The organism is Streptomyces swartbergensis, from assembly GCF_002148965.1.
In the GTDB taxonomy this organism is placed as follows: Bacteria; Actinomycetota; Actinomycetes; order Streptomycetales; family Streptomycetaceae; genus Streptomyces; species Streptomyces swartbergensis.
In genome coordinates this window covers 1-9,493 of sequence record NZ_NGFN01000330.1, presented here as the reverse complement: position 1 = coordinate 9,493, position 9,493 = coordinate 1, and the positions used below count along the sequence as shown (strand labels likewise).

Here is a 9,493-nt window from a genome sequence, read left to right as displayed (position 1 = left end):
CTATCTCGCTGCCGTCGACGGGGTTGACGGTCAGCAGGAAGTCGCCGGAGACCAGCTGCACGGTGCGGGCGAGCGCGGGCGCGTGCTGGCTGAAGTCAGGTGTGAGGGATTCCCTGGGCGGGCGCTGGCGCGGCGACTGACCGTCGCCGTCGTGGCCGTACTCCTCGGGTCCCCGGGTGTTCGGGTCCATAGGTCAAAGCCCCCCAAAAGCGTGTGTGTGCTCGGAAAAGCCCTCCCGGCCTTGCTGCACACCGCGCTGTCGCTTCTGGTCCGGGCCCGCAGATAGGGTTTCAAGGCAGCGGGCAGCCGAACCCTAAACCTTCGCACAGTATCTACGACAGTCCGGGGTACCGCGCCGTCCGAGACGTCACGGTCTCGTGAGGATTGTGCGCGTCGCACGATTCGGCAACGTCCGTCCGGGTCTCCCCGGTCTCCCGGTTCACACCCGCACAGGTCGTCACACGCGAGGCAATGTCTCCACCCCGATGCCCCCCTCGATCGCCAGGATCCGGTGCAGGCGGGTGGCCACCAGCAGGCGCTGCATCTGCGGCGGCACGCCGCGCAGGACCAGGCGCCGGCCGCAGCGGCCGGCCCGCCGGTGAGCCCCCATGATCACACCGAGTCCGGTGGCGTCCCAGGAGTCCAGTTCGGACAGGTCCAGCACCAGGTCGCCGACTCCGTCGTCGACGGCCGAGTGCAGGACCGTACGGGCGTCCGCCGCGCTGCGGACGTCGAGGCGGCCCCCGACGACCAGCTCGGCGTGGTCGCCCCTGATGTGCATATGCGCTCCCCGTGCGTGCGTCTCGTGCTCCGCGTTCTGATGCCGGTGATGCAACCTCTGACTGCGTGAGGGGGGCAGAGGTTGCTTCTTGTAAGCGAACCGATACCGAATTCACCCCGGGGTGTGATGGCCCCGGGGCATGTGCGGTTTCAGTGCTTGTAGAAGCCCTGCCCGCTCTTGCGTCCGATGTCACCGGCGTCAACCATCCGGCGCATCGACTCGGGCGGCGCGAACTTCTCGTCCTGGGACTCGGTGTAGATGTTGCTCGTGGCGTGCAGCAGGATGTCGACGCCCGTCAGGTCCGCCGTCGCCAGCGGGCCCATGGCGTGACCGAAGCCCAGCTTGCAGGCCAGGTCGATGTCCTCGGCGCTCGCCACGCCCGACTCCTGCAGTTTCGCGGCCTCGACGACCAGGGCGCAGATGAGACGGGTCGTCACGAAGCCGGCGACGTCGCGGTTGACGACGATGCAGGTCTTGCCGACCGACTCGGCGAACTCCCGGGCCTTGGCGAGGGTTTCGTCGCTGGTCTTGTAGCCGCGGACCAGTTCGCACAGCTGCATCATCGGCACCGGCGAGAAGAAGTGCGTGCCGACGACCCGCTCGGGGCGCTCCGTCGCGGCCGCGATCTTGGTGATCGGGATGGCGGAGGTGTTGGAGGCGAGGATGGCATCGTCCTTCACGAGCTTGTCGAGGGCACGGAAGATCTCGTGCTTGACCTCGAGCTTCTCGAACACGGCCTCGACGACGACGTCCGCGTCGGCCGCGGCGTCCAGGTCGGTGGTCGCGGTGATGCGGGCGAGGGCGGCGTCGGCGTCGTGCGCCTCCAGCTTGCCCTTGGCGACGAACTTGTCGTACGAGGCCTTGATGCCGTCGGTGCCCCGCCTCAGCGCCTCGTCGGTGACGTCGCGCAGGACCACGTCCCAGCCTGCCTGTGCGCAGACCTGGGCGATGCCGGATCCCATCAGGCCGGCTCCGATGACGGCGAGCTTCCGTGCCACTGTGCGACTCCCCTGACGCGCTGCTTATGTCTGCCTCTCCGGCGGACACTAGCGCTCGTGAGGGCCTGTGTGACCAGTAAGTAATGCGCGTCACGTCTCACATGACGGACGTCACACCGGCAGGGGTCATCCCGCGCCACGGACGGCGTAGTTGAGCACCTTCTCGCTCAACAGCTCCTCGATGTCGTCGAGGAGGACGAGCATCTCCCGTGACACTTCGTCCGGGTTGCGCCCCTTGACCATCTCGCGGCCGATCGCGCCGAAGACGGTGCCGTGGACCCAGCAGATCTGACCGGCGATCAGCCCGGGCAGCGGGTCGGCGTCCCCGGCACCCGTCTCCTCGCGGAGGGTCGCCTCCAGGTTGTCCTGGACCTCCTGCTGGATGCTCCACAGCCGGGAGCGCAGCGGCGGCGCCTCCTCGATGCAGCGCATGAAACGGTCGTAGCCCTCGACGAGGCCCATCCGGGGCGAGACGGCCTCGATCTCGGCGCGCAGCTCGCGCAGCACCGCCCGGGCGGCCGACTCCCCCGCGTCCCGGCCGCGCACCCAGCGGGAGAGCCGGTCGACGACCCCCTGGGAGCGGTCGAAGAAGAGGTCCTCCTTGGCCGGGAAGTAGTTGTAGACGGTGTTCACGGAGACGTCGGCCGCCTCCGCCACATCCGCGATGGTCACGGTGACGAACCCGCGCTCCAGGAACAGCCCGGTGGCGATGTCCGAGATGCGCTGCCTGGTCTCGCGCTTCTTCCGCTCCCTGAGCCCCTCTGCCATGCCCGAATCCTAGCTTCCCTGGTGATTCCCAAAACTTGGTGTCATTGCAAAGTTTAAGAGCCTCTGTTTTTCTGGGGGCATGGCAATCATCAGTACGGCCGGACTGGCCCGTACCTTCCGGACCAAGCACGGCCCCGTGGACGCCGTGCGCGGCATCGACCTGACCGTCCGCGAGGGCGAGATCCTCGGCTTCCTCGGCCCGAACGGGGCCGGCAAGACGACCACCCTGCGGATGCTGACGACCCTGCTGGAACCGACCGGCGGCACCGCCACCGTGGCGGGCTGCGACCTGGCGACCGACCCGGGCGGGGTGCGGCGGGCCTGCGGCTACGTGGCGCAGTCCGGCGGGGTCGACCCGCAGATCAGCGTGCGGGAGGAGCTGGTCACCCAGGGGCGTCTGTACCGGCTGACCAAGGCGCGGGCCGCCGAGCGCGCCGAGGAGCTGGCCCGCGACCTGGGCCTGACCGAGCTGCTCGACCGCAAATGCGTCGCCCTCTCCGGCGGACAGCGGCGCCGCCTGGACATCGCGATGGCGCTCACCCACCGCCCGAAGGTGCTGTTCCTCGACGAGCCGACGACGGGTCTCGACCCAGGCAGCCGGGCCGACCTGTGGGACCTGGTGCGCCGGCTGCGCGACGAGCACGGCACGACCGTCTTCCTGACCACGCACTACCTCGACGAGGCCGACGCCCTCTCCGACCGCCTGGTCGTCGTCGACCAGGGCGTGGTCGTCGCCGAGGGCACGCCGAGCGCGCTGAAGCTCCGGTACGGCGGCTCGCTCGACGCCTCGCTCCAGGACACCTTCCTCGCCATCACCGGCCGCAGCGCCGCGCCGGCCGACGCCGCCCCCGTAGCCGTATAGGACTCCTTGGATGCTGCTGCACGACACCGCCCTCATCTACGGCCGCTATATGCGCCAGTCCCTCCGCTCGCGCTTCGCGCTGCTCTTCGGCGTGCTGATGCCGCTGCTGTACCTGCTGTTCTTCGGCCCGCTGCTCACCGACCTGCCGCTCGGCGAGCGCGGCAGCTCCTGGCAGGTTCTCGTCCCCGGCCTGCTGCTGCAACTCAGCCTGTTCGGGGCGTCGTTCGCGGGCTTCGCGATCATCCTCGAGAAGGGCCAGGGGGTGGTCGAGCGCATGCGCGTCACCCCCGTCAGCCGACTGGCCCTGCTGCTCGGCCGGGTACTGCGGGACGCCACGGTGTTCGTCTTCCAGGCCGTGCTGCTGGTGCTGGCGGCGGTGGCGATGGGCCTGCGGGCCCCGCTGCCCGGCGTGCTGATCGGGTTCACCTTCGTCGCCCTGCTCTCGCTCTCGCTGGCCGCACTGTCGTACGCGCTGGCCATGAAACTCAGCACCCCACAGAGCTTCGGCCCGGCGATCAACGCGCTGACCATGCCGGCCATGCTCCTGTCGGGCCTGATGCTGCCGATGACCCTGGGACCGGCCTGGCTGGACGTCCTCTCCCACCTCACGCCGTTCCGCTATCTGGTCGACGCCGTCCGGGACGCCTACGTCGGCTCCTACGCCACGGCACACATGCTGTACGGCGTCCTGGTGGCCGTCGGCTTCACGGCCCTGTCCGTGACAGTGGGCACACGCGTGTTCCGAACCGCCGGAGCGTAACTACGCTGGCCACATGGTCAATCTGACGCGCATCTACACCAGGACCGGCGACCAGGGCACCACCGCCCTCGGTGACATGAGCCGGGTCGCCAAGACCGACCTGCGGATCGCCGCGTACGCCGACGCCAACGAGGCGAACGCGGTGATCGGCACGGCGATCGCGCTGGGCAGCCTGGACGAGGAGGTCGTCAAGGTCCTCACCCGCGTGCAGAACGACCTGTTCGACGTGGGTGCGGACCTGTCGACGCCGGTGGTGGAGAACCCGGAGTTCCCGCCGCTGCGGGTCGAGCAGTTCTACATCGACAAGCTGGAGGCGGACTGCGACCGCTTCAACGAACAGCTGGAGAAGCTCCGCTCCTTCATCCTCCCCGGCGGCACCCCGGGCGCGGCCCTGCTCCACCAGGCCTGCACGGTCGTGCGCCGGGCGGAGCGCTCGACCTGGGCGGCCCTGGAGGTGCACGGCGAGGTGATGAACCCCCTGACGGCGACCTACCTCAACCGCCTCTCCGACCTCCTGTTCATCCTCGCGAGGACGGCGAACAAGGAGGTCGGGGACGTGCTGTGGGTCCCGGGCGGGGAACGCTGACCCTCAGGTCCTGCGCCGCGCCCCCTGCCACAGCCCGGCGGCGACCAGCGCGCCGCCGACGCACATCATCACGACGCCGACCTTCGTGAGGGTGAAGACCGGGATCTCCACGTCGCCGGTGAACAGCCACACCCCCAGGCCGATCACGAAGGTGACGGCACCTTCCACCAGGTTTCCGCGCGCCTTGCTCATCGCCGCACCCTCTCCTTCTCCGGCGTCACCTCGGACTCCCCCGCGGGAGCCTTCCGCGGCCAGATCCAGTAGCTCAGGGCGACCAGGCCGTGGATCCCGGCCGCGCGCCAGGCCGCGTAGCGCCAGCTCTCCAGGGAGGTGACGCGGCTCGGGTCGTCGACGTACCAGATGGCGAGCTGGAGCAGCACGGTCGCCACGGCCGCGCCCACCAGCGTGCCCATCCAGACCTTGCCCTCGTGCCGGGCCCGGGCCATGCCGTAGCGCGGGGGCTTGGCCGGGGGCGGGGCGCCGCCGAAGCGGTGGGCCGCGTGGCCGTCCAGCCACTTCACCGTGCGGTGGCCGTGCCCGACGGTGTAGCCGATGTACAGCGCGGCCAGCCCGTGCGTCCAGTTCGGCTCGGCGCCGTTCTTCAGGTCCAGCGCGGTGGCGACCAGCAGGACGACCTCCAGCAGCGGCTCGCACAGCAGCAGCGCCAGCCCCGTACGCGGCATGCGCAGCAGGTAGCGGAAGGCCAGTCCGGCCGCCAGCAGCACCCAGAAGCCGATCTCACAGGCGGCGATCAAGGCGACGATCACGGTTCGCTCCTCTCGGTCACCCCTCAAGGCTCCCGGTCGGCGCGGCCGGAATCGTCGTCGCGACTGACGAACCCTCGGTACATCGAAAGGTGCAGCACGGGACCCTTCGCGGGGTCCACGCACAGGGCGCGGCGGCCGTGTTGGATGGTGGCATGGCCGTACGACCGACCCGCCCCCACCGCTTCGACGTGTACGTCGCGCTGGGCAGTCTGCTCGGCGGGCTGCTGCTGTGGGGCCTCGGCCTGGCCACCCGTCCGCACACCGAGGCGTACGTGCTGCTGCCGGGCCGCTGGCCGGTCCTGCTGCCGCTGCTCGTCATGGCCGGCTGCGAGCCGCTGCGCCGGACCGCCCCGCGCACCGCCCTGCTGATCGGCACGGCCGCGCTCGCCCTGGACACCGTCACCCAGGGCAACCTGGTCACGGTCCTGATGTACACCGACCTCATGTACGCGGCCGTCCTGTACGGCCCGCCCGCCTCGGCCCACCGCATCCCCAGGATCACCGGGCTGCTGTCGGTGGCCGGCACCGTGGTGCCGTTCGCGGTGTGGCGCGAGCCCGAGGCGCTGCTGCTCGGCGTGGTCATCGGCGCGGTGGCCTTCGCGCCCGCCGCCACCGGCCTGATCGTCCGCAACCACCGCGACGCCGCCGAGGCGGCCCGGCTGCGCGCCGAGCAGACCGCGCTGCTCGCCGAGATGGACCGCACTCAGGCGGTCACCGCCGAACGCGCCCGGATGGCCCGCGAACTGCACGACATGGTCGCCAACCACCTGTCGGCGATCGCCATCCACTCCACCGCCGCGCTCTCCCTCCAGGACCCGAAGACCTCCCAGGAGGCGCTGACCGTCATCCGCGAGAACAGCGTGGAGGGGCTCGCGGAGATGCGGCGGCTCATCGGGATCCTCCGCGACTCCAGCGGCGACACCGAGCCGGTCGCGGCTCCCACCCTCGACGGACTCGGCGCCCTGGTCGAGAACGCCCGCACCAACGGCCTCGACATCACCCTCGACGCCGCCCACGGAACGGTCCCCGCGCCCGTAGAACTCGCCGCCTACCGCATCGTGCAGGAGTCCCTCACCAACGCCCTCAAGCACGCCGGCCCCGGCCGGGTCACCGTCGCCCTCGCCCGGCAGGACGGTGCGCTGACCGTCTCGGTGACCAGCCCGTACGGCGACCGGGACCAGCCGGGCGCCCCCGGCTCCGGCGCCGGGCTCATCGGCATGCGCGAGCGCGCCGCCCTGCTGGACGGCACGTTCGAAGCCGGCCCCGAGGACTCGCCCGACGGCAAGATCTGGGCCGTACATGCCACCCTGCCCGTCCACGAAACCGTCGAAGGAGAATCTCAATGATCGTGTCAAGCCGCCTGCGTGACCGGCGGGGCGGAGGTGAACAGCCTCCTGTCACGCAGCATCGCCCACAGGACGTCGACCCGGCGGCGGGCGAGTGCGAGCAACGCCTGGGTGTGGATCAGGCCCTCGGCACGTTTCTTGAGGTAGTAGTCCCGGGACGGGCCTGGCCGCATCATCGCGGACTGCGCGGACATGTAGAACAGCCAGCGCAGGCGCCGGTTGTAGCGTTTGGGCCGGTGGTAGTTGCCGGTGCGTCGGCCGGAGTCGCGGGGCACCGGGGCCAGGCCGGCGTGCGAGGCCAGACGGTTGGCGTCACGGTAGCCGGACAGGTCACCGACGATGGCGACGAACTCGGCACCCAGGATCGGTCCCATGCCGGGCAGCGATTCGATGATCTCGACCCGCTCGTCGAGGCGGAAGGTCTCGCGGATCTCCCGGTCGTTGTCCTTGATCCGCTCGTCCAGGGCCAGGAGCTGGTGGGCGAGGTCGCAGACCAGCTTCGCCGCCCGCTTCTCGCCGGCCAGCGCGATCTGCTGGGACTGGGCCGCTTCGACGGCCTTGGCCGCGACGTCGGCGGCGCCGCGGACCTTGCGGCGTTCCAGCCAGGTCGTCAGCCGCTTCACCCCGATCCGGCGCAGGGCGGCCGGGGTCTGGTACTCGGTCAGCATCACGAGCGGGCCCTTGGCCGCGGAGTAGTCGAAGGCCCGCTCCAGCGCGGGGCAGATTCCCACCAGCAGGTCACGGAGCCGGTTGATCAGCCTCACCCGGTCGGCGATGAGGTCGGCCCGGTAGTTCGTCAGCACCCGCAGCGTGGAGACCAGCTCCGGCGGTGTGTCCAGCGGGGCGAAGTCCCGTCGCATGCGAGCCTGGTCGGCGATGACGCGGGCGTCCTTGGCGTCGGTCTTGCCCTCGCCCTTGTAGGCGGCGGTCATCCGGTTGACGGTGCGACCGGGCACGTAGACCACCTGCTGACCGTGAGCGATCAGCAGGGCCAGCAGCAATGTCGAGGCACGGCCGGAGATGTCCACCGCCCACCTCACTTCGGCGGCCCGTTCGCGGGCTGTGTCGATGAGGGTGAGGATCTGAGCTTCGTCGTTGATCACCTTCGTCGAGAACAGTGTCTCGCCGTCGGCGCCGACCGCGACCGCCCAGTGATGCCCCTTGCCAGCGTCGACGCCGACCCATATCCGCTCGTGGGCCGTGCTCAAGCCCGTCGCTCCGTGTCTCTCGTGACCAGCACTTCGTGGTCCGAAGAACACCCCGCCGACAGGTCCCTAACCAGCGATGACCGCAGTTCTCAATCAGTGGTCGGAGCGTCCCGGAGGACCGGGCGGCCATTCTCCTTGAGCCATCGACAGCAACGCCGCATCAGCCACAGCCGGTCCTCCCGGACCGCCAACATTCTTAGGGACACCGCATGATCCGCGTCCTGGTCGCCGAGGACCAGTCCGCCGTCCGCGCAGGGCTGGTCCTGATCCTGCGCAGCGCGCCCGACATCGAGGTGGTCGGCGAGGCGGCGGACGGCGAACAGGCGGTGGCACTGGCCCGCGAGCTGCGGCCGGACCTGGTGCTGATGGACGTTCAGATGCCGCGCCTGGACGGGGTGTCGGCGACCCGGCAGGTCGTCGCGGAACGGCTCGCCGACGTGCTGGTGCTGACCACCTTCGACCTCGACGAGTACGTCTTCGGGGCACTGCGGGCGGGCGCGTCCGGCTTCCTGCTGAAGAACACCGAGGCGAAGGACCTGCTGGAGGCCGTGCGGACGGTCGCACGCGGGGAGGGGCTGATCGCCCCGGCGGTCACCCGGCGGCTGATCGCGGAGTTCGCGGCGAAGCCCGCGCGGGAGCCGGCGGCCGATCCGGCCGTCCTGGACCGGCTGACCAGGCGTGAGCGCGAGGTGCTGTCCTGCCTCGGCGAGGGCCTGTCCAACGCGGGCATCGCCGAGCGGCTCGACATGGCCGAGGCGACTGTGAAGACACACGTCAGCCGCCTGCTGGGGAAGCTGGAGCTGCGCAGCCGGGTGCAAGCGGCCGTCCTGGCGCAGGAGTTGGGGATCTGATCCAAGTGACGGGTGGGTGGTCCAGACCTATTGACCGGTGGTCCAGACCTTTCTATTCTCACCGCACCATGAGTGGGCGTGAGGCTCAGTCACGCCCCCACAACTCCATCGAGGAGGCGCAGCATGCGCTTCAGACACAGAGCCGCGGCAGGGTTCGCGACCCTGTTGCTCCCGCTGGCCGGTCTCGTCGGCCTCGCGAGCCCGGCCCAGGCCGCGACATCCGCCACCGCGAGCTACACCAAGACACAGGACTGGGGCTCCGGCTTCGAAGGCAAGTGGACGGTGAAGAACACCGGCACCACGACCCTCAGCTCCTGGACCGTCGAGTGGGACTTCCCCTCCGGCACGTCCGTCACCTCCGCCTGGGACGCCGACGTCACCTCCTCCGGCACCCACTGGACCGCGAAGAACAAGTCCTGGAACGGTACCCTCGCCCCCGGCGCCTCCGTCTCCTTCGGCTTCAACGGCACCGGCTCCGGCTCCCCCGCGAACTGCAGGCTCAACGGCGGCGGCTGCGACGGCGGCAGCGTCCCCGGCGACGCCCCGCCCTCCGCACCCGGCACCCC

General features: G+C 70.3%; 13 protein-coding genes. 6 read left to right on the top strand and 7 right to left on the bottom strand.

Annotation, left to right across the window (positions count from 1 at the left end):
- The 4 genes from CA983_RS35085 to CA983_RS35070 all read right to left on the bottom strand — a co-directional run.
- On the bottom strand, nt 1-190 hold a 190-nt coding region (locus CA983_RS35085), incomplete at its 3' end, for a hypothetical protein (RefSeq protein WP_143645631.1).
- 267 nt (nt 191-457) lie between these two features.
- Entirely contained in the window at nt 458-781 is a 324-nt protein-coding gene (locus CA983_RS35080) for an STAS domain-containing protein (protein ID WP_003993003.1), read from the bottom strand.
- A gap of 149 nt (nt 782-930) precedes the next feature.
- Entirely contained in the window at nt 931-1,779 is an 849-nt protein-coding gene (locus CA983_RS35075; RefSeq protein WP_086604791.1) for a 3-hydroxyacyl-CoA dehydrogenase family protein, read from the bottom strand.
- Nucleotides 1,780-1,905: 126 nt separating this feature from the next.
- The gene (locus tag CA983_RS35070; protein ID WP_086604790.1) at nt 1,906-2,547 is read right to left on the bottom strand and encodes a TetR/AcrR family transcriptional regulator; all 642 of its coding nucleotides are present in this window, start codon (nt 2,545-2,547) and stop codon (nt 1,906-1,908) included.
- A gap of 79 nt (nt 2,548-2,626) precedes the next feature.
- On the opposite strand from CA983_RS35070, the gene CA983_RS35065 reads away from it, so the two are divergent.
- From CA983_RS35065 to CA983_RS35055, 3 genes are read left to right on the top strand one after another with little or no spacing between them, the layout of a single operon-like run.
- Complete coding sequence (locus CA983_RS35065; protein ID WP_086604789.1) at nt 2,627-3,409, top strand: ABC transporter ATP-binding protein; 783 nt, start codon at nt 2,627-2,629, stop codon at nt 3,407-3,409.
- Nucleotides 3,410-3,419: 10 nt separating this feature from the next.
- Nucleotides 3,420-4,169, top strand: coding sequence for an ABC transporter permease (locus tag CA983_RS35060; RefSeq protein ID WP_086604788.1), 750 nt, complete (start codon nt 3,420-3,422; stop codon nt 4,167-4,169).
- 13 nt (nt 4,170-4,182) lie between these two features.
- Nucleotides 4,183-4,755 (top strand): cob(I)yrinic acid a,c-diamide adenosyltransferase, encoded by a 573-nt coding sequence (locus CA983_RS35055; RefSeq protein ID WP_086604787.1) that lies wholly within the window; start codon nt 4,183-4,185, stop codon nt 4,753-4,755.
- A 3-nt stretch (nt 4,756-4,758) separates the two neighbouring features.
- On the opposite strand, the gene CA983_RS35050 is transcribed toward CA983_RS35055, so the two are convergent.
- Both CA983_RS35050 and CA983_RS35045 read right to left on the bottom strand, forming a co-directional pair.
- Nucleotides 4,759-4,947 carry a DUF5708 family protein gene (locus CA983_RS35050; protein ID WP_086604786.1) on the bottom strand — a complete coding sequence of 63 codons (189 nt, stop codon included), beginning with the start codon at nt 4,945-4,947 and terminating at the stop codon, nt 4,759-4,761.
- The gene (locus tag CA983_RS35045) at nt 4,944-5,522 is read right to left on the bottom strand and encodes a hypothetical protein (RefSeq protein WP_086604785.1); all 579 of its coding nucleotides are present in this window, start codon (nt 5,520-5,522) and stop codon (nt 4,944-4,946) included. Before CA983_RS35045 ends, CA983_RS35050 begins: the two co-directional genes overlap by 4 nt.
- 152 nt (nt 5,523-5,674) lie before the next feature.
- On the opposite strand from CA983_RS35045, the gene CA983_RS35040 reads away from it, so the two are divergent.
- Nucleotides 5,675-6,868 (top strand): sensor histidine kinase, encoded by a 1,194-nt coding sequence (locus CA983_RS35040; protein ID WP_086604784.1) that lies wholly within the window; start codon nt 5,675-5,677, stop codon nt 6,866-6,868.
- A 5-nt stretch (nt 6,869-6,873) separates the two neighbouring features.
- Here the strand turns inward: CA983_RS35040 and CA983_RS35035 are convergent, their stop codons facing one another.
- Nucleotides 6,874-8,076, bottom strand: coding sequence for an IS110 family RNA-guided transposase (locus CA983_RS35035; protein WP_086604783.1), 1,203 nt, complete (start codon nt 8,074-8,076; stop codon nt 6,874-6,876).
- A 209-nt stretch (nt 8,077-8,285) separates the two neighbouring features.
- Here CA983_RS35035 and CA983_RS35030 point away from each other — a divergent pair, with 209 nt between their 5' ends.
- Nucleotides 8,286-8,927, top strand: a complete 642-nt coding sequence (locus CA983_RS35030; protein WP_086604782.1) for a response regulator — start codon at nt 8,286-8,288, stop codon at nt 8,925-8,927.
- Nucleotides 8,928-9,050: 123 nt separating this feature from the next.
- Nucleotides 9,051-9,493, top strand: a 443-nt coding sequence (locus tag CA983_RS35025) for a cellulose-binding domain-containing protein (RefSeq protein ID WP_208637105.1), incomplete at its 3' end; no start/stop codon positions are given.